Source organism: Aequorivita capsosiphonis DSM 23843 (assembly GCF_000429125.1).
Taxonomy (GTDB): domain Bacteria; phylum Bacteroidota; class Bacteroidia; order Flavobacteriales; family Flavobacteriaceae; genus Aequorivita; species Aequorivita capsosiphonis.
Genome location: NZ_AUBG01000012.1, coordinates 188,650 through 211,364, shown reverse-complemented (window position 1 = coordinate 211,364; position 22,715 = coordinate 188,650). Strand labels below are relative to the sequence as shown.

General features: G+C 36.6%; 21 protein-coding genes. 17 read left to right on the top strand and 4 right to left on the bottom strand.

The window, feature by feature from the left end:
* Positions 1-44: 44 nt before the first annotated feature.
* The 9 genes from G440_RS0111320 (at position 45) to clpX (ending at position 8,656) form a co-directional block, all read left to right on the top strand.
* Positions 45-296 carry a type II toxin-antitoxin system Phd/YefM family antitoxin gene (locus tag G440_RS0111320; RefSeq protein ID WP_026451413.1) on the top strand — a complete coding sequence of 84 codons (252 nt, stop codon included), beginning with the start codon at positions 45-47 and terminating at the stop codon, positions 294-296.
* Entirely contained in the window at positions 296-556 is a 261-nt protein-coding gene (locus G440_RS0111315) for a Txe/YoeB family addiction module toxin (RefSeq protein WP_026451412.1), read from the top strand. The genes G440_RS0111320 and G440_RS0111315 overlap by 1 nt, the downstream gene beginning before the upstream one ends.
* A gap of 26 nt (positions 557-582) precedes the next feature.
* Positions 583-1,344, top strand: a complete 762-nt coding sequence (locus G440_RS0111310) for an alpha/beta fold hydrolase (protein ID WP_026451411.1) — start codon at positions 583-585, stop codon at positions 1,342-1,344.
* A gap of 103 nt (positions 1,345-1,447) precedes the next feature.
* Positions 1,448-2,695 (top strand): OmpP1/FadL family transporter, encoded by a 1,248-nt coding sequence (locus tag G440_RS0111305; protein ID WP_026451410.1) that lies wholly within the window; start codon positions 1,448-1,450, stop codon positions 2,693-2,695.
* A 19-nt stretch (positions 2,696-2,714) separates the two neighbouring features.
* Positions 2,715-4,247: an SGNH/GDSL hydrolase family protein gene (locus tag G440_RS0111300; RefSeq protein WP_026451409.1), complete on the top strand. Its 1,533-nt coding sequence runs from the start codon at positions 2,715-2,717 to the stop codon at positions 4,245-4,247.
* Between the two features lie 146 nt (positions 4,248-4,393).
* Complete coding sequence (locus tag G440_RS0111290; protein WP_026451408.1) at positions 4,394-4,738, top strand: phage holin family protein; 345 nt, start codon at positions 4,394-4,396, stop codon at positions 4,736-4,738.
* A gap of 365 nt (positions 4,739-5,103) precedes the next feature.
* Positions 5,104-6,444: a trigger factor gene (gene tig / locus G440_RS0111285; RefSeq protein WP_026451407.1), complete on the top strand. Its 1,341-nt coding sequence runs from the start codon at positions 5,104-5,106 to the stop codon at positions 6,442-6,444.
* Between the two features lie 138 nt (positions 6,445-6,582).
* Positions 6,583-7,257: an ATP-dependent Clp endopeptidase proteolytic subunit ClpP gene (clpP, locus tag G440_RS0111280; RefSeq protein WP_026451406.1), complete on the top strand. Its 675-nt coding sequence runs from the start codon at positions 6,583-6,585 to the stop codon at positions 7,255-7,257.
* A gap of 166 nt (positions 7,258-7,423) precedes the next feature.
* Entirely contained in the window at positions 7,424-8,656 is a 1,233-nt protein-coding gene (clpX, locus tag G440_RS0111275; RefSeq protein WP_026451405.1) for an ATP-dependent Clp protease ATP-binding subunit ClpX, read from the top strand.
* Between the two features lie 86 nt (positions 8,657-8,742).
* On the opposite strand, the gene G440_RS0111270 is transcribed toward clpX, so the two are convergent.
* Both G440_RS0111270 and G440_RS0111265 read right to left on the bottom strand, forming a co-directional pair.
* Positions 8,743-9,696, bottom strand: coding sequence for a Fic family protein (locus G440_RS0111270; RefSeq protein WP_026451404.1), 954 nt, complete (start codon positions 9,694-9,696; stop codon positions 8,743-8,745).
* 115 nt (positions 9,697-9,811) lie between these two features.
* Positions 9,812-11,326 (bottom strand): GH3 auxin-responsive promoter family protein, encoded by a 1,515-nt coding sequence (locus G440_RS0111265; RefSeq protein WP_026451403.1) that lies wholly within the window; start codon positions 11,324-11,326, stop codon positions 9,812-9,814.
* A gap of 145 nt (positions 11,327-11,471) precedes the next feature.
* On the opposite strand from G440_RS0111265, the gene G440_RS0111260 reads away from it, so the two are divergent.
* On the top strand, positions 11,472-12,266 hold the full coding sequence (locus G440_RS0111260) for a DUF2797 domain-containing protein (RefSeq protein ID WP_026451402.1): 795 nt from the start codon (positions 11,472-11,474) through the stop codon (positions 12,264-12,266).
* A 51-nt stretch (positions 12,267-12,317) separates the two neighbouring features.
* Here G440_RS0111260 and G440_RS0111255 read toward each other — a convergent pair whose 3' ends face one another.
* Positions 12,318-14,975: an AsmA family protein gene (locus G440_RS0111255; RefSeq protein ID WP_026451401.1), complete on the bottom strand. Its 2,658-nt coding sequence runs from the start codon at positions 14,973-14,975 to the stop codon at positions 12,318-12,320.
* A 139-nt stretch (positions 14,976-15,114) separates the two neighbouring features.
* Between G440_RS0111255 and folK the strand changes: the two genes are divergently transcribed.
* Positions 15,115-16,254: a 2-amino-4-hydroxy-6-hydroxymethyldihydropteridine diphosphokinase gene (folK, locus tag G440_RS0111250; protein WP_026451400.1), complete on the top strand. Its 1,140-nt coding sequence runs from the start codon at positions 15,115-15,117 to the stop codon at positions 16,252-16,254.
* Between the two features lie 142 nt (positions 16,255-16,396).
* On the opposite strand, the gene G440_RS0111245 is transcribed toward folK, so the two are convergent.
* Positions 16,397-16,933: a lipocalin family protein gene (locus G440_RS0111245; protein ID WP_026451399.1), complete on the bottom strand. Its 537-nt coding sequence runs from the start codon at positions 16,931-16,933 to the stop codon at positions 16,397-16,399.
* Positions 16,934-17,145: 212 nt separating this feature from the next.
* Between G440_RS0111245 and G440_RS0111240 the strand changes: the two genes are divergently transcribed.
* The 6 genes from G440_RS0111240 to G440_RS0111215 all read left to right on the top strand — a co-directional run bounded on the left by G440_RS0111240 (position 17,146) and on the right by G440_RS0111215 (position 22,713).
* Positions 17,146-18,087 carry a pseudouridine synthase gene (locus G440_RS0111240; protein ID WP_026451398.1) on the top strand — a complete coding sequence of 314 codons (942 nt, stop codon included), beginning with the start codon at positions 17,146-17,148 and terminating at the stop codon, positions 18,085-18,087.
* 304 nt (positions 18,088-18,391) lie between these two features.
* Positions 18,392-19,789 carry an arginine decarboxylase gene (locus G440_RS0111235; RefSeq protein WP_026451397.1) on the top strand — a complete coding sequence of 466 codons (1,398 nt, stop codon included), beginning with the start codon at positions 18,392-18,394 and terminating at the stop codon, positions 19,787-19,789.
* Positions 19,779-20,732, top strand: coding sequence for an agmatinase (speB, locus tag G440_RS0111230; protein ID WP_026451396.1), 954 nt, complete (start codon positions 19,779-19,781; stop codon positions 20,730-20,732). The genes G440_RS0111235 and speB overlap by 11 nt, the downstream gene beginning before the upstream one ends.
* Positions 20,722-21,699, top strand: a complete 978-nt coding sequence (locus tag G440_RS0111225; RefSeq protein ID WP_026451395.1) for a deoxyhypusine synthase family protein — start codon at positions 20,722-20,724, stop codon at positions 21,697-21,699. The genes speB and G440_RS0111225 overlap by 11 nt, the downstream gene beginning before the upstream one ends.
* A 46-nt stretch (positions 21,700-21,745) precedes the next feature.
* Entirely contained in the window at positions 21,746-22,255 is a 510-nt protein-coding gene (gene parS, locus G440_RS0111220) for a type II RES/Xre toxin-antitoxin system antitoxin (protein ID WP_026451394.1), read from the top strand.
* Positions 22,255-22,713: an RES family NAD+ phosphorylase gene (locus G440_RS0111215; RefSeq protein WP_026451393.1), complete on the top strand. Its 459-nt coding sequence runs from the start codon at positions 22,255-22,257 to the stop codon at positions 22,711-22,713. The genes parS and G440_RS0111215 overlap by 1 nt, the downstream gene beginning before the upstream one ends.
* The last annotated feature ends 2 nt before the right edge of the window (positions 22,714-22,715 follow it).

Sequence of the window (22,715 nt, the reverse complement as noted above, 5' to 3'; positions counted from 1 at the left end):
TAACTTAAGTACGGAACTAAGTACTTTTTGACTATATTTGTTAAATGGAAACTATAAATTATACTGAATTTAGATCAAACCTAAAACATTGGTTTGATCGTGCCGTCAATGATCTCACAGATATTGTTATCAAACGAAAAGGCGGAAAAGACTTAGTTCTGATTTCATTGGATGAGTACAATTCATTAAAGGAAACGGCCTATCTTTTAACAGGAAAGAATAGAGATGTTTTGTTAAACTCCATTAAAGAACTAGAAGCAGGTGACGGTATTCAAAAAGATTTAATTGAAAAATAATGAAACTCACTTGGGCCAAAGTTGCTTGGGAAGATTATCTATATTGGCAAAAAGCGGATAAAAAAATTGTGAAACGCATTAATGAATTAATTAAAAGCGCAATGCGAACCCCATTTGAAGGTATTGGAAAACCTGAAGCTCTGAAAGGCGATTTACAAGGATATTGGTCAAGACGTATAACCCACGAACATCGGTTAGTTTATAAATATGAAAGTGAATCTTTGCTGATTGCAGCTTGCCGATATCATTATGGAAAATAACTTTTTCCCAAAAACTCCCCTATAATATGATACTTCACTCCCAAATATTCGGCAATGGCCAAGCTTTCATAATCCTTCACGGTTTCCTCGGTATGAGCGACAACTGGAAAACCCTCGGCAACCGATGGGCTGAAGATGGCTATGAAGTACACCTTTTAGACCAGCGCAATCACGGCCGGAGTTTTCACAGTGATGTATTTTCGTATGAAATAATGGCTGAAGATGTAAAAAATTATTGTGACGAACACGAATTAAAAGATATTGTTCTGCTGGGTCATTCTATGGGTGGAAAAGTCGCGATGCAATTTGCCGTAACTTATCCCAATATGGTCTCAAAGCTTATCATTGCGGATATTGGGCCGAAGGCTTATCCGCCACACCATCAGGATATTCTAAAAGCGCTTTCAGCAATGGATTTCGCAAAAATTAAATCTCGAGGCGAAGCGCAAGCTATACTTTCAGAATATATAAAAGATAAAGGCACTCGATTATTTCTTCTTAAAAATCTTTACCGTAAAAATAAAAGTGAATACGGTCTTCGTATAAACTTACCTATTCTTTCGGAAAAAATTGAAGAAGTAGGGCGAGCACTACAAGAAGATGCTGTTTTTGATGGAGCTACGCTTTTTCTTGGAGGCGAAAAAAGTGGGTATATGGAACCTATGGATGAACTTTTGATAAAAAAACATTTCCCAAAAGCTAAAATCCGAACCATCTCAAAGGCGGGACATTGGCTTCACGCAGAAAATCCCGAAGAATTTTATGATAATGTTATGAATTTTTTATAATATTGTAATACTATTTATTATGCATGCATAATAAATAGTATTATAGTATCAGATTCCTTCAACAATTTAAATCTAAGAAATTAACTCAAATAAATAAAAAATTATGAAGAAAGTATTAGTACTTGCCGTATTTGCACTTGCGAGCGCGGTTACTTATGCAGGAGGTTACCGCGTAAGTTTGCAGGGTAATAAAGCACTGGCCATGGGCCATACGGGTGTTGCGGTTGTAAATAGTGAATCGGTATTTTTTAATCCAGCCGCAATGGTTTTTTCGGAAGATAAATTTAGTGTCTCTGCTGGTGTTCACGGTGTTTTTGCTAGCATCGCATACCAAGATCCAATGACCGGTGCAAACGACCGAACCAAAAGTCTTTTAGGGACACCTTTCTATCTATATGCCGCTTATCAAGCAACAGACTGGTTGTCCGTTGGTTTAGGGATATATACTCCTTACGGTAGTACGGTAGAGTATGAAAAAGACTGGGTAGGTTCTCACTTGGTAAATAAAATTGAACTGCAGGCAATATATGTTCAGCCAACAGTTTCCTTTAAGGTAAGCGATAAGTTGAGTTTTGGTGGTGGACCTATTTACGTAAATGGTTCTGTAAACTTTAACAGAAACCTAAATCGAACTCTTACAGATCTTGATGGAAATCGTTCGAATGTAACTATTGACGCTAGTGGCGTAACTGGCTGGGGTTGGGTAGCGAGCACCATGTTTAATTTTACAGATAAGTTTCGAATGGGTGCTACGTACCGTTCGGAAATGGTTTTAGAAGCAGAAGATGGAGATGCGACTTTTGAAAACATTCCAAACTCACCATTAACTCCTTTTGAGAATACAAGTATTGATGCTTCAATGCCATTGCCTGCGGAAATGACCGTTGGTTTGTCCTACGATTTCTGCGAGAAATGGTTGTTTGCTTTTGATTTCAACCGTACTTTTTGGGATGCATACAAATCATTAGATATAGATTTTGCCAATCCAGCAATTCCAGATTCCAAAAACCCTCGTAATTACAAGAACTCATCTACATATCGTTTTGGATTACAATATGACGCTACAAAAATGTTTACCTTAAGAGCAGGTTATTACTTTGATGAATCGCCAGTTAGAGAAGGCTATTTTGCGCCTGAAACCCCTCGAAATGACAGTAATAACTTTACGGCAGGCTTAACAATGAACATAGGTAAGCACTTACAAATAGATGCTTCTTTCCTTTATTCACACTTTAAAGAAATTAATGCTTCTTATAACTATTATTATGAAGACGGGATTGCGGTTCCATTTAAGGGAACTTATAAAACCAATGCATTAATTCCTGGATTGGGGCTTACTTATAAACTATAATTGAAAAAAAATCAGAAAGATGAAAAATATACTAAAATATACATTCGCGGTTATAGCTTTAGGCTTCGTAAGCTGCGAACCTGAATTTGACAGCCCTGTAACCGAAAGCGGGTTTTACAGTAGCGGCACGGCAGACCTTTCAAAATATGTTGCTGTTGGAAACTCTTTAACTGCAGGATATGCAAGTGGTGCACTTTATATTACAGGACAGGAAAATAGCTATCCTAACATTATGGCACAACAATTTGGTTTTGCCGGTGGTGGTGAGTTTACACAACCTTTGATGAACGATAATATTGGTGGATTGCTTTTAGGCGGTAACCAAATTACTGAAAACAGATTTGTTCTTGCTGTTGGTCCCGATGGAAACCCAGGACCCGTGAGATTGGTAGGAACTCCTACAACAGACATCACCAATAAATTGACAGGCCCATTTAATAATATGGGCGTTCCAGGAGCGAAGAGCTTTCATTTAGTAGCTCCAGGTTATGGTAATGTTGCCGGAGTAGCTACGGGTACTGCGAACCCTTACTTTGCAAGATTTGCTAGTAATGAAAGTACAACTGTTATTGTGGATGCCTCTAACCAAGGTGCTTCATTTTTCAGTCTTTGGATTGGAAACAATGATATTTTAAGTTATGCTACCTCTGGTGGTTCTGGAGTTGATCAAACGGGAAATTTAGATCCTTCAACTTATGGCGAAAACGACATTACAGATCCAAATGTTTTCGCATCGGTTTATAGTACACAAGTAGAAATTTTAGCCGGTCAAGGTGCCAAAGGTGTTTTGGTAAATATTCCTGAAGTAACTTCAATACCTTACTTTACAACAGTGCCTACCAAAGCAATACCATTGGATGCTGCAACTGCTGGAGCACTTAATGCTCAGTTTGCTGCATATAACACGCAAATATTGCCAGGCTTAGCCGGTATGGGTGTAATATCTCCAGAAGAAGCTGCATTTCGTATGCTTAACTTTACTGCAGGTCAAAACTTTCCAATTACCGCTGATAAAGATTTAACAGATCTTACTGATATTTTACAAGGACCTCCATTTAGTCTTCCTGCTTCTACGGCAGCTTTATTAGGGAAGCTACGACAAGTGAAGGCTGATGATCTAATTGTATTGACGGCTTCTTCTGAATTGGGTTCTACTCCAGATCCTAACAATCCGCAAGGAGTTGTGGGGGTTAGTATTCCATTAGGCGATGAATTTGTATTGTCTAAAACTGAACAGGCACGTATAACTACTGCAAGTATGGCATATAATGCAACAATCCAAGGATTAGCGGCAGCAAAAGGTCTTGCCTATGTTGATGCGAAGTCAGAATTGGCAAAATTGTCTAACGGCGGAATTCCTTTTGATGCTGGTATCTTAACTTCACAGTTTGTAACCGGGGGGGCTTTCTCTTTAGACGGAGTGCACCCAACACCAAGAGGATATGCATATACCGCAAATATGATTATTCAGGCTATAAATAACACGTATGACGCAACAATCCCAAAGGTGAACATCGGTAACTATGGTACGATTACACTAACAAACAATTAATATTTAGAAATTAAGTGTGTTTAAAAGCCGTTCCCGTTTGGGGACGGTTTTTTTTATCTTTATCTTTAAATTTGTAGCTTTTTGAATTGACAACTAATTTATTTTTAGCACCCATCTCAACTCTCACATTTAACATCTAAAAAAAAATGAAACTAATAATAAAATTATTGCTCACCGCTTTAGCCGTTGTTGTTTTATCCGAAATTCTATCTGGCGTCGCGGTTGAAAGTTATGGTTCGGCGGTTATCGTTGCGATTGTAATTGCATTGTTAAGATTGATCGTAAAGCCCATTTTGATAATTTTAACCTTACCGGTAACGATACTTACTTTCGGACTTTTTCTACTTATAATCAACGCAATTATAATTTTAATGGCAGGGTACTTTGTAGGTGGTTTTGAAGTTGCAAGCATCTGGTGGGCACTTCTTTTTAGCTTATTGCTATCTCTTTTTCAGTCCGTACTATTTTCACTTTTACCGGAAGAAAAATAAGACCTAAAGTCTGTTACATTGTGAAATTAAAAAAATGCGGATAACCTGTCTGTTTATAACCAATGATGGGATTTGTAAATTTTATGCTATTCGTGGCAAATTTTAGTCAAGACACTGATGGCAAGCGTGTTTTGCAGGAGAAGTTGCTTAGCTTGCACATTATTTAGCAACTGCTTGCACCTCTAACTTTATGGCTTTTGGAGCCAATTGTTGTCTTCATTAATGCCTTTTAAAGCCTTTAGCAACTTCGTGATTTGGAGAAGAAGGAAGTGATCATAAGTCTTTTAATCATAACACCTTGTGAATGTTTTTTGGATTAGGCAAAAAATACGTATTTTTGCATCCCGAAATTCAGAAACGAAAACATGAACATTACAAAAAAAGACATTGATAAATTGAACGCTGTTCTTACAGTGGAAATATCAAAAGACGATTATTCTGGTAACGTAGAAAAAGTACTGAATAATTATAGGAAAACCGCTAATATCCCAGGTTTTAGGAAAGGACATATCCCAATGGGAATGGTCAAAAAACAATACGGAAAGTCAGTTTTAGTGGAAGAAGTAAATAAAGTTTTACAAGAAGCACTTCAAAAATATCTTACCGAAGAGAAATTAAATGTTCTTGGAAATCCACTTCCGAAGAATGAATCAGAAATCAATTGGGATGCTGATGATTATTCTTTTGAATTTGATCTAGGTCTTGCTCCCGATTTCGATGTAGACGTAAAAGGAAAAGAAATTACACAATATAAAATTGTTGCGGACGATGAAATGCTTAACAACCAAGTTAAGACCATTCGCAAGCAATACGGGAAATTGACTTCTAAAGATAAAGTTGAGAAAGGTGATGAAATCACTGGAACTTTTACTTCTTCTAATTTGCCCGCCGATATGGAAGGAAAGGAAATCGAAAAGAAAACCACTTTTACTACCGAAGAAATTAAAGGGAAAAAGCAACTTGATAGCTTGCTTGGCGCAAAAGTTGGCGATACTGTTACTTTAAAAACAAAAGGTATGTTCGCTGATGATCACGACAATCAAAAGCATTTTGGTGTTGAACACGAGGATGCACACGGTTTGGATATCGAGGTTTCTTTAAAAATAGAGGAAGTGAACCAGCGTGAAATGGCTGAACTCGACCAAGAGCTTTACGACAAGCTTTTTGGGGAAGCTGCCGTTACTTCCGAAGAAGAATTAAAAGCGAAAATTAAAGAAGATGCAGAAGGGCAATTTGCACAACAAAGTGATCAAAAATTGCTTAATGATGTGGTTGAATCTTTAATCGAAAACACGAAATTTGATCTTCCAAAGGAGTTTTTACAACGTTGGATTGCAATGAGTGGTGAAAAAAGACTTTCAGAAGAAGATGCAAAAGCGGAATATGAAAGAAGTGAAAAGGGACTTCGCTACCAGTTGATAGAAGGAAAGCTTCGCACCGAAAATAACCTACAAGTTACTTTTGATGAGTTGAAAGACTATTCAAAAAACATGATAAAAGGGCAAATGGCCCAATTTGGACAAACAGATCCTTCTGAAGAGGAATTGGAGTCGATTGCAGCACGTATTCTTTCTAATAGAGAAGAAGTGGAGCGCCTAAATGAACAATTAAATACGGCTAAACTTCTTAATTATTTTAAGGAAAATGCTAAATTGAAGACTAAGGAGATTACTTATGATAAATTCATTAAGGATGCCTACGCTTAATTAAGCGCGGAAATAGTTATCTTTAGGCGTTGAATTATTTTGATTTAACGCCTTTTTCATTCCCCTGAAAAGTGGAGCTAAATAAAAATTTTCGAAGTGAATCTTCGAGCCTATTAAAAAAGAAAATTAAAGATATTTATGGACTACAGTAACGAATTTAGAAAATTTGCTATAAAAGATCAAGGTGTAAATGATATGTATTATGATAAAATCATAAGCAGCATGAATCCCACAAACTTGACACCCAACATTATTGAAGAACGCCAAATGAATGCCGTGGCGATGGATGTGTTTTCACGTTTGATGATGGATCGAATTATATTCCTCGGTACCGGAATCAATGATCAAGTTGCAAACATTGTACAGGCTCAATTATTATTTTTGGCAAGTACCGATGCGGCACGCGATATTCAAATTTATATCAATTCTCCTGGAGGAAGTGTATATGCAGGTCTTGGGATTTACGATACCATGCAATTCATTAAACCGGACGTTGCCACTATCTGTACCGGAATGGCCGCTTCCATGGCAGCTGTACTTTTATGTGCAGGTGAAAAGGGAAAACGCAGTGGTTTAACGCACTCGCGTGTTATGATCCACCAACCTTTGGGTGGTGCTCAAGGTCAAGCAAGCGATATTGAAATAACTGCCCGTGAAATAATCACTTTAAAAGAAGAGCTTTATAAAATAATTTCAAAGCATACTGGGCAAACCTATGAAAAGGTTTATGAGGACAGCGATCGCGATTATTGGATGAAAGCAGATCGCGCCGTGGAATACGGAATGATTGATGAAATATTGACACGAAATTAAATAATACTAACTGTTAGTTCAGAAATTTATATGGAACAAAGGACAGTAATACCTAAGAGGTAAGACAAATAAATTTGCCATTTGAAAATAATTGCTTTATCAAATAGCATGAGTCCTACGTCCATTTTGCTAATAATTTAAATTGATTTTTTTGAAAAAGAATAATATGTCGAAAGAAGATTTAGAATGTTCCTTTTGCGGCCGCAAAAAGTCGGAGACCAATCTGCTAATTGCAGGCTTGGACGCCCACATTTGTGACCGTTGCATTGAACAGGCTCACGGAATTGTAGTCGAGGAAGCCCTACATGCCGACAATAGTGAAATATCCAAAGATTTAATGCTGAAGAAGCCTAAGCTTATTAAAGCATTTTTGGATGAATATGTAATTGGTCAGGAGTTTACCAAAAAGGTTATGTCAGTTGCAGTTTACAATCACTATAAAAGATTGCTACAGCCAAAGAGTGATGACGATATTGAAATACAAAAGAGTAATATCATAATCGTTGGTCAAACGGGAACAGGAAAAACCTTAATTGCAAAAACCATTGCAAAAATGTTGAATGTGCCATTGGCCATTGTAGATGCTACCGTTTTAACTGAAGCTGGTTATGTAGGGGAAGACGTTGAAAGTATTTTAACGCGTTTGCTTCAAGCTGCAGATTATAACTTAGAAAAAGCAGAAAACGGAATTGTTTTTATTGATGAAATTGATAAAATTGCCCGTAAAAGCGATAATCCCTCCATAACGCGAGATGTTAGTGGAGAAGGGGTTCAGCAGGCTTTATTAAAGCTTTTGGAAGGAACAACAGTTAACGTACCGCCAAAAGGAGGAAGAAAACATCCCGATCAAAAATTTATTGAAGTAAATACTGAAAACATCCTTTTTATTGCAGGGGGTGCCTTTGATGGTATTGAACGTCATATTGCAAAACGTTTAAATATGCAAGCAGTTGGCTTTACAGCCTCTTTAAAGGAAAACCAGATGGAAAAGGACAATATGCTTCGATATATTATCCCGAAGGATTTAAAAGATTTCGGGTTGATTCCTGAAATTATCGGACGTCTTCCTGTTTTGACCTATATGAATCCGCTGGACAAAGAAACATTGCGAGCAATTCTTACGCAACCGAAAAACGCCATTATAAAACAGTATAAAAAACTGTTTGAAATGGACGGAATAGATTTCGAAATTACAGAAGAAGCACTGGACTTTGTTGTAGAACAGGCCATTGATTACAAGCTTGGTGCAAGAGGCCTCCGTTCCCTATGCGAAGCGGTGCTGACTGATGCAATGTATGAAATGCCAGGTACTGATGAAAAAACAGTGGAAGTAACCAAAGACTATGCTGAGGAAAAACTAAACAAGTCTACCCTTAAAAAGTTAAAAGCAGTTTCTTAAGGAAATATGAATTATATTAGAAAGCCTTGGGGATTCCCCGAGGCTTTCTCTTTTTAAATTGTAATCTAAATTGCTGTAAAACCAAGTTATTGTTTTCGCTTGCGGGCTTTAACGTATTCTTCCACAGCTTCTTTTGTAGTAAACCAATTTCTACCTTCTTTATGGGCATCAATTTTACCTTGACGCGCCAACAAGCTTATGTATTCCTGGCTATATGGTAAATCTGCTTCTTTTACAAGGTTTGAGATTTCAGTGTATTCTGCATCATTTCCAGGTATTGCTGAAAGATAAATATTAAGAGTTCGTTCCAGCGCTTGTGACATTAATAGAGTCAATTTTTGATAATTTCCCTTATTGGCACTATTCAGACTTGCGTAATATTTTGCGCGATCATTTTTTAAAATAATTGCGGGAGGGAAGCCTTCTTTCATTAATAAAAGATTCATTACCAAACGTACCGTACGTCCATTACCATCAAAAAAAGGATGTATCCAAACAAATTTATGATGGAATACGGTAGCCAGTACAATAATGTTTAAGCCCAAAGGGTTTTCATTTACAAAGGCGACGAGCTCATCTACCAATGAAGATACCTTCATTGCATTTGGCGGTGTGAAGTTCGCGCCAGCGATCCTAACGCCTGCGTTTCGCAACCTTCCTGCAAACTCATCTTCAATATTTCGCAAAACAAGTGCGTGCAAAGAAAGGATGTCTTTGCCGGAAATTGAACGGTCTTTAGATACCAACTCATAAAGATACTTCAAAGCTGTTTGGTGATTCACAGCTTCAAAATGCTCTCTAAGTGACTTTCCTGAGATCGTGACACCTTCTTGCAGAATCATCTGGGTCTCGCGTAAACTTAAAGTATTGCCTTCTATACTGTTGCTATTATACGTCCATTCAATAGCTAATGTTTCCTTGATTTTTGTCAAAGCTACACCAGATAAAGGCCTATGTTTTTGAAGCGCATCCCTTTTTTCAAATAACCTATCAAAGCTAGGTTGAAGTTGTTCTCTATATGTCAAGTCTATTTTCCACATACCACAAAGATACAATTTTATCGGATAGATTAGTAATCTAGCTTACCCGATATTAAAAATATCAATTATAAGTCTATTTTCAATAGTCTTACACTGATAAACTTATGAGATTCCTTTACTTGTTGAGTTCCAAAAGCTCTTCTAAAAAATGTCTTGTGTTTGAAAGTCGAGGTACCTTATGTTGTCCACCGAGTTTATTTTTCTCTTTTAGCCAATCATAAAAGAGTCGTTCCCTAGCATGATGGATTTTTGGAACATTTAATGTGATATTGTTAAAACGTTTCGCTTCGTAATCGCTATTCACTTCTTGTAAAGCTGTGTCTAAAAGTTGGGTGAAAACCTGTAGATCCTGCGGTGGAGATTTAAATTCAATAATCCATTCGTGTGCTCCTTTTTCCCGCCCGTTCATAAAAACGGGTGCGGCAGTGTAATCTACTATTTCAGCATTGGTGAGTTGTGATGCTTTTCGTAATGCAATTTCCGCATTTTCGATAATTAATTCCTCTCCAAAAACGTTGATGTGGTGTTTTGTTCGGCCTGTAACTTTTATTCGGTAAGGACTGGTAGAGGTAAACCGAACGGTATCTCCAATTTTATAACGCCAAAGACCAGCATTGGTGGTGATGATTACTGCATAGTTTTTTCCTTCTTCCACCTCACTAAGTGGAATAACTTTTTCTTCAAGAGTGCCATAACCATCCATCGGAATAAATTCATAAAAAATGCCATAATCAAGCATCAGCATTAATTCTTTACTGTCGTTTCTGTCTTGGATTGCGAAGAACCCTTCCGAAGCATTATAAATTTCGTAATATCTAAAATCACTTTTCGGCAATAACTTGTTGTATTGATCAATATATGGGTCAAAGTTTACGCCGCCGTGAAAATATACTTCCAAATTTGGCCAAACTTCAAATAGGTTTCCTTTTCCGGTTGTTTCCATAACATTATTCAACAACACCAACATCCAAGAAGGCACGCCAGCGAGACTCGTAACATTTTCCTTAATAGTCTCATTTACGATTGCTTGCATTTTGGTTTCCCAATCGCCCATAAGCGAAACCTCATTGCTGGGTGTGCTGCTAAATTCAGCCCAAAAAGGCATGTTATCAATCAAGATTGCAGATAAGTCGCCGAATACGGTACCGTTTTCTTCGTATAACTTTTTACTTCCGCCGAGCCGTAAACTTTTACCAAGAAATAATTCAGCATTTGGATTATTGTTAAGATACATACACAGCAAATCCTTACTGGCCGCATAGTGACAATCTTCTAAGGAATCATTGGTAACGGGAATAAACTTACTTTTTGCATTGGTGGTACCGCTAGATTTTGCAAACCATTTTATGGGTGTTGGCCAAAAGATATTGCTTTCCCCTCTTCGAGCGCGTTCAATCATCGGCTCGTTTTCCTCGTAAGTAGTTATGGGGATGCGCTCGGCAAATTCACGATATGTTTTAATTCCTCCAAAATCATATTGACGGCCAATTTCAGTGTTTTTCGCCTTTTGAATTAGATGGAAAAGAAGTTCCTCCTGGACTTCAATAGGGTATTTCAAAAAAAGGTCTATCTGATGAAAACGTTTTTTTAAAAACCACGAAGCAATGGAATTTACAATGGGGATTGGCATAATTTTCTACTATCTTTATGCTATAAAAATAGACAATTTTATAATTACGACCTGCTTCGCAATGGCAGGTTTTAAATATTTTGTAACGAGATGACTTGAAGGGGGTTTCTTTGGAAACTTCTTCAGCATAAATAATTTTGAATTAATGAATTACGAGGGTGTACTAAAAAAAATGCAAACTGAAAACGGATCGCCAATTCAATATTATCTGGTTTTCGAAAATGATTTTTTAAATATGAATCAGTTGCTTGGGAAGAAGGTGAGCATCAATTTTTTGAGATATCAGTGTTTAAATTGTGGTCTTCAGAAAAAAATTTACCGTCAGGGCTTTTGTTATGATTGTTTTTTTGAAATCCCTCAAGCTGCAGATTGGATCATAAATCCGGAGCTTAGTAAAGCGCATTTAGGTATAGAAGATCGCAATCTTGCCTACGAAGAAAGTGTACAGTTAAAGCCACATATCGTTTACTTAGCCAATAGCAGTAGCGTGAAAGTGGGCGTTACACGTAAAACGCAAGTTCCCACTCGCTGGATTGACCAAGGAGCCCACGAGGCCATTGAAATTGTAGAGGTGCCCAACAGATATCTCGCCGGAATTACTGAGGTTGCATTAAAAGATCACGTGAGCGACAAAACCAATTGGCGCACGATGTTGAAAAATGATGTAACCGATGAGAATTTAGTGGAATGGCGAAACAAACTAAAACAATATATTCCTGCGGAGGCAGCCGAGTATTATCTCGAAAACAACTCTGAAACTAATTTAGAATTTCCAGTTTTAAAATATCCCGAAAAACCAAAATCCCTTAACCTCACAAAAAATCCCTTTTATGAAGGTGTTTTAAAAGGCATAAAAGGACAATACTTAATATTTGAAGATGACACCGTATTTAATATCAGAAGTAATGAAGGATTTGTTGTGCGCATTACTGTAAATTAAATAAGTGCTAATTCCCCCTTTTGGGCTTGGCTTGCCTGCCGGAGGAAGGGGCTAGGGGGCTTTTATAGAATCAGTTTTCTTTTTCTTACCGCCCAAAAGACCACCTAGTACGTCCTTTATTTTCTGAGTATTTTGTTGTTGCGTGGTTTGCTGTTTTGTCGAGTCCTGCTGTTGATTATTCGTGTTTGTTTTGGTAGAATCTTTTTTTGTTCCTCCACCGAGCAAGCCACCTAAAATATCGGTTCCTTGGTTTATTAGTTTATCCTTTTGCTTTGCCAAAATTTCTTTCGTAAGCTCGTTGATAGCCGTTTCGGTATTTAATGAAATTTTTGGGTTCGTAAAAGTTCCTTTTAGTCCAATTGGTAAGGCAACGCTCATTTCATCAACTTCCTTAGGGTCTAATTTTTGAAGTAATTTCGTAACGTCACTACCCAAATATTTTGCAGGTACATCCATGGTTAAGTTATAGTCTATCGATTTATCTAAACCGTGTGTTCCAGAAACCGCGACATCAATTCCCTTAATATCAAAATTAAAAGGTTTTACTTCAATCTTTCCATTATTAAAAGCGAAATTGGTAGTCACATCTCGCAGACTTAATTTATCCAAATTCAAGAACGCAACTTTATCGCCAAGAGCCGATAGCAAAGGCGCTTGTTTTCGATCGACTTCCGCGGTAATTATTTGCGCTATAGCCGTTCCAGCAAGACTAGACATTTTTGGAGAAAGATCATTTGTCAATTGTCCATTAAACTCGAATTTGGTATTTAGGCTTCCTTGCAATGCTTTGGCAATTGGCACCAAAAACTGAAACATGTCTAGTTCCTTGAACGATTCTTCAATATCAATTTTGCTTAAATCCAAATTCATGGCAAAAGTGGGGGTTTCGTTTTTAGTTGAAACATTTCCCGAAAGCGCGATTTTTCCTCCAAAAACATCAGAAGTAAAATTGCTGATACTAATGGTTTCATTTTCGATTTTTGCTATTCCTTTGGCATTTTTTAATTCGATATTGTCATAAATAATCTTATTTGCATTAAAATCTAAGGTTGCATCCAGGAAATCAGGAATTTTAATTGCTTCAGAAGTTGCCGTTTTTTGTGAAGCTTTCCCTTTTTTATCGGCATCTGTTTCCGATGTAGTGGTTTCTGTAGCCATAAAGTCGTTTACATTAAATGTATTTGACTTTACATCAAACCTTCCTTTTAACTGTTGTTTACTCATCAAAAAAGGAATTAGATTTTTGATGTTTCCTGAAGCTTTAATATCTGTTTCCCCAGTTGTGGCGTTCAATTGCTTTAATGTGAAAACTCCAGGTTGTAGTGCTAAACTTGCGTCGGAAATTTTTAAATCATTTTTAAAGCCAGCATCATAATTAAAGTTGGTCAAGCTAGCTGTTCCTCGAGCGTCTATTTTTTGATATTGTTCTTTTTCAACAGAATCCATATCGAACTTGGCGGTAATATCTGCTTTAAAAATTCCGCTGAGGTTTTGGTCCATTTCAACCGGCAATACTTTTTCAATGTTCGCCAGGTTCAACGTGCCTTGCATTTCCATGTCCACAAATGGGTTTTCGGTCATGTTTTTAATGCTCGCGTTCATCCGGAAGGGTTCACCGTCTATAGTAAACGTTAGTTTTGGAATATTTAAATAAGTATCTTTTAGAAGTCCCGTTTCATTTTTTAGCTGCGCGTCAATCGTAATATTATCAACGGTTTTTGGTAAATCTGGATATTTAAATGAGGCGTTATCACTCGCCACTTTTATATCCATCATAGGTATATGGGTGCTGTCCACAATTCCTTTTAGCATTCCGTTTACGGTGAAATTTCCTGTGGTTTTTACATCGCTTATTTGTTTCACATAAGCTTCAGGAATAACCGCGAGGAAGTTTTTAAAGTCGGAAGATGGTGTTTTAAAAGTTATGTCAACTTCGTTGTTGTCTTCGTTCAACTTTACAAAGCCATCAAAAGTTAAAGGAAGTTCGTTTATTTTTGCTTCGTTTTCTAGAAAAGTATATTTCTGGTTCTTTAAATCGATTTTAAAAATGGCATCTAGGGAAATTCGGTTTTTTGTTAAATACTCGCTTCCATCCATTTTAAAAGAAGCAAGCGCTTCTGTATGCGTATCCAGATTGCTTATTTCTTCTGAAAGATCGCCACTTCCTTGATGTTGCACTTCTGTTAGCGATAAATAGATTTTTGCTGCTTCATCTGAATAATTGATACGTGAATTTTCGATTTCGTATTTTTTCAATTCAAATGTAAATCCGCCATTAGAATCTTCTCCTTCAGTAATTGCAGGCGCATCTTTTTTAATTGCGATATCATAATTGGCGTTTTCTAGAGAATCGATCTTAATATTGATATAGGCTCCGTTTAATTTTACCGCATCAATTTTAATATCTTCAGACTTAAAAAGTTGCATAATACCCATATCCAGCTTTAAGTTTTTTCCGCTGGCCAGTGTATCCCCTTCAAATGGAGCTTTGTTTATAACACTAAAATTATTCAACCTAAGTGAGGCATCTGGAAAACTGCTAAAAAGACTCAAATCCAAGTCCTCCCAAGTAACGGTGGCGTTTAGATTTTCGTTGATGGTACGCTTAAGCATTTTTTCGAGACTACCCTTGAAAAGAAAAGGAGATGCAATTAGCAACAGAATGATAATTCCAAGGATGATTCCAACAATTTTAAGTGCTTTTTTCATAAACAATTTAAAAATTTAATTTTTATAATTCCCTTAAAAACAATTTCTTAAAAACTGGTTTTGGGTAAAATTTATATCAGCGGGCAAATTTACTTGGAAGTCTTCTTCTTTTCCTTAATTTCGTCTTAAATGTTAACAATTGGATCCGCTTCAACCGCATTATAACGTATATTTTTCTCTTGGCAGCAATATGGGGAATCGCTTTGAAAACCTTCAGAATGCGATTAACCTCCTATTTGAGGAAGTTGGAAGTATTTTAAAGATTTCTGCACTCTATGAAACTCCAGCAGTGGGTTTTCAAGGAGATCCATTCTTGAATTGTGCTGTTTGGCTTCAAACGGATCTAAAGCCTTCAAAAACATTAAAGATTATTTTGGAGATAGAGAAGAAGTTAGGTAGGAAGCGGAATAATTCAAAAAACTACACTTCCCGTCCAATAGATATTGACATTATATTTATTGATAATTTGATTATAGCGTCAGAAAAACTCACCGTTCCGCATCCTGAAATGGAAAAACGGAAATTTGTTTTGCAGCCTTTATTAGATTTGAATTCGGAATTAATACATCCGCTGTCCAAGAAAAATATTTTAGAGTTACTCGCCGAAACTAATGATCAAAGCGTACTTCACAAGCAATCTAAATGGTTAAGTAACCCCATGAAGGATTATACTATTTCGCAATTCAACTATATTGCGATTGAAGGAAATATTGGTGCAGGTAAAACCAGTTTAGTTACGAAGATTGCAAATGATTTTAATGCAAAACTCATTTTGGAGCGATTTAAAGACAATCCATTTCTTCCAAAATTTTATGAAGATGCCGCGCGTTATGCTTTCCCATTGGAAATGTCTTTTTTAGCAGATCGTTATCAGCAATTGGTGGATGACATTACGCAATTCGATCTTTTTAAAGAATCGGTTATTGCAGATTATGATGTAAATAAATCCTTGATTTTTGCCGGTATCACGTTGCCAGAAGAAGAATTCGCGCTTTATAAAAAACTTTTTCAGGTAATGCACAAAGAAGTGCCAAAGCCTGATTTGTATATTTATTTATACCAGAATACGGATCGGTTATTAGAAAATATAAAAAAACGTGGCCGTAAATATGAGCAAAGTATTCAAGCTAGCTATCTACAAAAGTTAAACACGGGTTATTTGGAATTTATTAAAAATCAACATTCTGAAAATATGAAGATTATTGATGTTTCAGAAATGGATTTTATAAAGAATAGAGCCGATTATCTAAGGGTATTAAAGGAAATTTTGGGAAGCTAAGCTAAGGTAGGTTCTGAAGCCTATCTTCTTCATTTAATTTTCGAAATCCTAGACATTTTCAGGGGTTTCTTGATGATTTAAACTTTTATAAAAAAATACAGCGAGATAATTCCCGCTGTATTTTAGTAATTGATTTTAGAAACTAAACGCGTTTGAGTTTCATCTTAACGATGATGTCCATGCTTTCTAACATTGGGTTTGATCCACTGTCAAGCGCCATGTCTTTAACATTAGCACTCAATTCTAAATTATCTCCATTAAGGCTGTCAATATGATAGGTAACATCTGTTCCGTTTGCATTGTGAACAATAAAATCACTACCATTAACTTCCCAAGTGCCCTCACCAAATACATCGGACATTTCAACAGATTGGGTTTGCGGTATTCCCATAACGACCATTTCCATTTCCAATGAAATGTTTCCGGTGATAGAAGAAAAAGTATTGTCGTCTTTAAGAATAATTCTGTTGTCCTCGTCTATATTTACAAAGCTTCCTGAGTATTCTACAGTAACATCCATTCCTCCAATATCTAAAACAACAGAGCCAGGCTCAATAAACCCCTCTTGGATACTCCAGTTGCCAACAAGGTCAAGTGATTCGCCTCCGTCGTCGTCGCTGGAACAGGAAACTTGCCCGATAATAAATAAACCTAGTAAAAGAAATTTAATAATTTTCATCGTAATAAAATTTAAAATTAATTTAGTTGAGCGGCCAAAACTATAAAAAATATATTGAAGTAATTGGCTGATTGAGAGCAGATGTCTTAGTTAGTTGTGTTAATATTTAGTTTGAGAGGTTCATTTTTTAACCCTCTAATTCTATTTTCACATTAGCCAATTCACATATCGAATACTATGGGTACATTTCTTATATTTGCAAAAATTTAATTATGAGCAGACAAGACAATCAAAGTAGGGGGAAAGCTTCAGGTCGTGGTGGAAACAACCAGCGCAACCGAAGTAGTGCACGAGGAAATGCTCCTTTAAAATCTGAAACTTCACCAAAGAAAGCAGGAAGGCCACAAGACCCAAAAGAGCCAACAGCAAAACCCAAGTTGAAATTTGACAAAACTGGAAAGGAAATTGGCCGTAGGGATGTGCCTGCTAAAGTTGTAAAGAAGAGCAATCCGGCTGACGGAATTCGCCTGAATAAATACATATCCAATAGCGGCGTGTGCTCAAGGCGCGAGGCTGATACTTTTATAGCTACTGGTTTGGTAAGCGTTAACGGAAAAATCATTAATGAAATGGGCTATAAAGTTCAGCTCAGCGATGATGTTCGTTTTGACGGTCGCCGTTTAAATCCAGAACCCAACACCTATGTTTTGTTGAATAAACCAAAGGGGTTTGCTACCACAGATAGTAACGCAAAGGGAATGACCGTTATGGATTTGGTTGCCAATGCCACTACTGCCAAGATTAAGCCATTTGGCCGTTTAGGTAGAAATGCGACAGGTCTTTTGCTTTTTACAAATGATGATGAATTCGTTCAGAAATTCAGTAAAAAAGGGATTCCAAGACTTTTTCATATAGAATTGGACAAGAATCTAAAAGCAGAACATCTTAAAAAAATCAAGGAAGGCATTACAATCGAGGGTAAAGAAATAGCTGTAGAGGAAATAAGTTACGTAGATAATGCGCCAAAAAGTGAAGTAGGTCTAAAGATAAAACATACGGGAAATAGCGTGATCAGAACTATTTTTGAAGATTTAGGCTATGATGTTATGCGTGTAGACTGCGTTACACTAGGGCCACTGACCAAGAAGGATTTACCTCGTGGCCGCTGGAGAACGCTCACTGAAAAGGAACTGAGCATGTTTAGTATGCTTTAAGCTTAATGAAAATAGAATCGATACATAAAATATTGATTTTTTTTCGTTCATTTGTATAATAAATAGTAATGACTCATATTTTTAAAATGGTTGGTTTTTGAAATTTTCAAGAACATAAGCTTTAAATGAACAACACATTTTTACTTCCAATTACTGCGATTCAGCAGGTTCAAGGCAAAAGTTTCATATTAAATGAATTGCCTATTCATATTTAATCTTCAAGTTAATTTTTTGTTATACCCCGTATTTATCGGGGAATTATCGACAGAGATTTTTAATTTACACTTTCAACGAAAATATAAGAATGAACACCAAATACATAGATTTAATTAATCAAACCTATTATTTCCCACAGGAGGAATTTCGCTTAGGTGAGAAGGGCCTTGAGTTTCATGGAGTAGATACTATGGAACTAGTAGAGAAATATGGTGCGCCATTAAAATTCACATATCTTCCAAAGATTTCTGAAAACATCAATTTGGCTAAAAAATGGTTTGCTGAAGCTATTAAAAAAAATGGATACAAGGGAACTTACAATTATTGTTATTGTACTAAAAGTTCGCATTTCAAACATGTTTTAGATGAGGCTTTAAAGAATGATATTCATATTGAAACATCATCTGCTTTTGATATTGATATCGTTGAAAACCTTAAGCTAACAGGGAAAATTACAGATAAAACTTATGTTATTTGCAATGGTTTTAAGCGGGAGCAATACATCGAAAATATTGCGCGACTAATCAATAACGGGCATGAGAATTGTATTCCTATTATTGATAATTACGAAGAAATCGATTTGCTTTCAGATAGTATCGAAAATCATTTTAATGTAGGAATCCGGATTGCTTCCGAAGAAGAACCGAAATTTGAGTTTTACACTTCTCGATTGGGAATTGGATATAAAAACATAATCCCTTTTTACGAAGATCAAATTAAAAATAATGATAAAGTGGATATTAAGATGCTTCACTTCTTTATCAATACCGGAATCCGTGATACCGCATATTATTGGAATGAATTGGTAAAGTGTTTAAAGGTTTATGTTCGTCTTAAAAAAGTCTGTCCTTCGTTGGATAGCCTAAATATTGGAGGTGGGTTTCCTATTAAAAACTCTATGCACTTTGAGTATGATTATCAATATATGGTTGATGAAATTCTTAACCAGATAAGTATTACTTGTGCCGAGGCAGATGTTCCTGTACCAAATATTTTTACTGAATTCGGAAGTTTTACCGTTGGAGAAAGCGGTGGTGCTATCTATGAAATCCTCTATCAGAAACAACAAAACGATAGGGAAAAGTGGAATATGATAAATTCTTCTTTTATTACCACTCTGCCCGACACTTGGGCCATTAGTAAGAAGTTTATTATGTTACCAATAAATCGTTGGAATGATGAATATGAACGTGTGCTTTTAGGCGGGCTGACCTGCGATAGCGATGATTATTACAACTCTGAACAGAATATGGCAGCCATTTATCTGCCAAAATTTAGAAAGGAAAAGCCTTTGTATATTGGTTTCTTTAATACTGGAGCATATCAAGAGAGTATTGGTGGTTTTGGTGGCCTTCAACACTGTTTGATTCCACAGCCAAAACATATTTTAATAGATAGAGACGAAAACAATAATATTACAACCAAACTTTTTTCAGAACAACAAACAAGCGAGCAATTGCTAAATATTCTAGGTTATGAGCACTAAAACGTACGCAGGCATCCCGCAGAAATATGCGGCCCTGGAAACATCAAAAATTGTATTGATCCCAGTTCCTTATGATGGAACCAGCACTTGGCAAAAAGGTGCAGACAAAGGTCCAGAGGCTTTTTTAGACGCTTCGGAAAACATGGAGCTATACGACATTGAAACGCAGACTGAGGTTTATAAACAAGGCGTGTATCTAGCAGATGCAGTTACGGAAAACTCTTCGCCAGAAGCAATGGTCGATGAAGTGCACAAAACCACCAAAGATTACATAAAACGCAATAAATTTGTCACCTTATTTGGCGGAGAGCACAGTATTTCTATTGGTTCCATTCGCGCATTCAACGAGTGTTTTGACAATCTTACGGTGCTTCATATAGACGCACACGCGGATCTGCGAAAAGAATATGAAGGAACAAAATGCAATCACGCTTGTGCTGTTTATGAAGCCAGTCAAACCACGAATTTAGTTCAAGTTGGTATTAGAAGCATGGATATTGCTGAAACGCGGGTGATGGATGAGGAAAAAGTATTTTTTGCTCACGATATGGCGAAAGACGAATATTGGATAGATAAAGTAATTGAAGCTTTAGGTGAAAACGTATTTATTACTTTCGACCTTGATGCTTTTGATCCATCAATTCTTCCTTCTACAGGAACTCCTGAACCAGGTGGATTGTTTTGGTATGAAACGCTTGATTTCTTAAAAGAGGTTTTTGCAGAAAGAAACGTTGTGGGCTTTGATATAGTAGAGCTTTGTCCAAATGAAGATGAAAAAGCCTCAGACTTTGTTGCGGCAAAACTATATTATAAAATGTTGACCTATAAATTCGCTGGCACAGAAGAAGGAGCCGAATACGAAAATAATTTTAATCTCTCGGCTTCACCCGAGACAGGCAAAAAACCAAATTCAAAATTTAATACAGACGAAGATGAGTACTAACAAAGGAGCGATCTCCCAATTTATTGAAAAATATTATTTACACTTCAATTCAGCTGCATTGGTAGATGCTGCTAAAGGCTACGAAGCGCAACTTGCAAAAGGTTCAAAGATGCTCGTATCCTTGGGTGGTGCTATGAGTACTGCAGAATTGGGTAAGATTTTTGCCGAAATGATCCGTCAAGATAAAGTACAAATTATCTCTTGTACCGGTGCAAATCTTGAGGAAGATATTATGAATCTTGTAGCACATAGCCATTACAAACGCATTCCTCATTATCGTGATTTAACGCCACAAGATGAATGGGATTTGCTTGAGAAAGGTTTGAACCGAGTTACGGATACGTGTATTCCAGAAGAAGAAGCCTTTAGAAGAATTCAAAAGCACATCGTGAAAATATGGAAGGAAGCTGAAGCTGCAGGCGAGCGCTATCTTCCACACGAATATATGTACAAACTCCTTTTAAGCGGAGTAATGGAAGAACATTACGAAATAGATCTAAAGGATTCTTGGATGTATGCAGCTGCCGAAAAAAACCTGCCTATTATTTGTCCAGGATGGGAAGACAGCACTATGGGAAATATTTTTGCTAGTTATGTTTTAAAAGGAGAATTGAAAGCCTCTACGATGAAAAGCGGCATTGAGTATATGACTTTCCTTGCAGATTGGTACACAGATAATTCCCAAAATGGAATTGGATTTTTCCAAATCGGTGGTGGAATTTCTGGAGATTTCCCAATTTGTGTAGTGCCAATGCTTTATCAAGATATGGAGCGTCCCGACACACCTTTCTGGAGCTATTTCTGTCAAATCAGTGATTCAACCACTAGTTTTGGTAGTTATTCTGGAGCGGTTCCTAATGAAAAAATAACTTGGGGTAAATTAGATATAGATACTCCAAAGTTTATAATCGAGAGTGATGCAACTATTGTAGCGCCATTGATTTTCGCCTATTTACTTGATATGTAGAAAATTGCGTTAAAATGTTTTTTTGATAAAGACAAATGTCTTAACTTTGAAGACAAATATACTTGTTATGAGTTATGATGAACAACATATTGCAATTAATGAAGTAAATGAACCTTTAAGTGTGTACGTAAAGAACATTGGTAATATATCAAGAAAGATTTCTTTTGCAGATTTCTTTCTTGATAAAATGCTGATAGTTCAAGCAATTAGAAAAGGGCTTCCTTATAAAATTTTCAATCAAATAAAGCTGTTTACTCCGTTTACTGATGCAGATTGGGCTGAGTATTTAGATCTTTCCTCTAAAACCTTGCAAAGGTATCGGGATGATGAAGATTTTTTCTTTAAGCCCATTCATTCCGAAAAAATCATTGAACTCGCTGAGGTAACCAATTTTGGAATTGAAGTTTTTGGTTCTTCCGAAAAATTCTACAGATGGTTAAACACACCTTCTTATGCTTTAAATGGCTTGAAACCTGGAGACCTTGTCAAAGATTCTTACGGAAAGGAAATGGTAATGGCAGAGCTTAACAAAATTGAACACGGTATTTTTGCATAATGAGAGTTTTTAGGCTATCCAGAAAGAAATATGCCGAAGACTTAAGCGGAAAGGGCGCGGCCAAGTTTGTAAACCGATGGAATTCTAAAGGAATAGAGATGCTTTATACTGCCGAGAGTAGAGCCTTGGCAATGGCTGAAGTAATCGTGCATTTAAGCCTCGCAATGTTACCTGATGATTATATGATGATTGAAATAGAGATTCCTGAAACTATTAACATTCAGGTTTTGGATCTTAAATATTTGGATACAGGCTGGAATGTCAACCTACCTCGATCTAACACACAAATTATTGGGGATGGTTTTATTCATTCAAAAAAATATTGCGTTTTCAAAGTGCCTTCTGCAGTGGTAAAGGGAGATTTCAATTATCTGCTGAACCCCAACCACAAGGATATTAAGAGTATTAAGATTATTGAAGTTACCGACTTTCCTTTTGACGAACGAATTTTTAAATAGAA

What these genes read in the sequence shown, in the direction of transcription:
- G440_RS0111320 (WP_026451413.1), top strand. Translation starts at nt 45, where the DNA reads ATGGAAACTATAAATTATACTGAATTTAGATCAAACCTAAAACATTGG.
- G440_RS0111315 (WP_026451412.1), top strand. Translation starts at nt 296, where the DNA reads ATGAAACTCACTTGGGCCAAAGTTGCTTGGGAAGATTATCTATATTGG.
- G440_RS0111310 (WP_026451411.1), top strand. Translation starts at nt 583, where the DNA reads ATGATACTTCACTCCCAAATATTCGGCAATGGCCAAGCTTTCATAATC.
- G440_RS0111305 (WP_026451410.1), top strand. Translation starts at nt 1,448, where the DNA reads ATGAAGAAAGTATTAGTACTTGCCGTATTTGCACTTGCGAGCGCGGTT.
- G440_RS0111300 (WP_026451409.1), top strand. Translation starts at nt 2,715, where the DNA reads ATGAAAAATATACTAAAATATACATTCGCGGTTATAGCTTTAGGCTTC.
- G440_RS0111290 (WP_026451408.1), top strand. Translation starts at nt 4,394, where the DNA reads ATGAAACTAATAATAAAATTATTGCTCACCGCTTTAGCCGTTGTTGTT.
- tig (WP_026451407.1), top strand. Translation starts at nt 5,104, where the DNA reads ATGAACATTACAAAAAAAGACATTGATAAATTGAACGCTGTTCTTACA.
- clpP (WP_026451406.1), top strand. Translation starts at nt 6,583, where the DNA reads ATGGACTACAGTAACGAATTTAGAAAATTTGCTATAAAAGATCAAGGT.
- clpX (WP_026451405.1), top strand. Translation starts at nt 7,424, where the DNA reads ATGTCGAAAGAAGATTTAGAATGTTCCTTTTGCGGCCGCAAAAAGTCG.
- G440_RS0111270 (WP_026451404.1), bottom strand. Translation starts at nt 9,696, where the DNA reads ATGTGGAAAATAGACTTGACATATAGAGAACAACTTCAACCTAGCTTT.
- G440_RS0111265 (WP_026451403.1), bottom strand. Translation starts at nt 11,326, where the DNA reads ATGCCAATCCCCATTGTAAATTCCATTGCTTCGTGGTTTTTAAAAAAA.
- G440_RS0111260 (WP_026451402.1), top strand. Translation starts at nt 11,472, where the DNA reads ATGAATTACGAGGGTGTACTAAAAAAAATGCAAACTGAAAACGGATCG.
- G440_RS0111255 (WP_026451401.1), bottom strand. Translation starts at nt 14,975, where the DNA reads ATGAAAAAAGCACTTAAAATTGTTGGAATCATCCTTGGAATTATCATT.
- G440_RS0111245 (WP_026451399.1), bottom strand. Translation starts at nt 16,933, where the DNA reads ATGAAAATTATTAAATTTCTTTTACTAGGTTTATTTATTATCGGGCAA.
- G440_RS0111240 (WP_026451398.1), top strand. Translation starts at nt 17,146, where the DNA reads ATGAGCAGACAAGACAATCAAAGTAGGGGGAAAGCTTCAGGTCGTGGT.
- G440_RS0111235 (WP_026451397.1), top strand. Translation starts at nt 18,392, where the DNA reads ATGAACACCAAATACATAGATTTAATTAATCAAACCTATTATTTCCCA.
- speB (WP_026451396.1), top strand. Translation starts at nt 19,779, where the DNA reads ATGAGCACTAAAACGTACGCAGGCATCCCGCAGAAATATGCGGCCCTG.
- G440_RS0111225 (WP_026451395.1), top strand. Translation starts at nt 20,722, where the DNA reads ATGAGTACTAACAAAGGAGCGATCTCCCAATTTATTGAAAAATATTAT.
- G440_RS0111215 (WP_026451393.1), top strand. Translation starts at nt 22,255, where the DNA reads ATGAGAGTTTTTAGGCTATCCAGAAAGAAATATGCCGAAGACTTAAGC.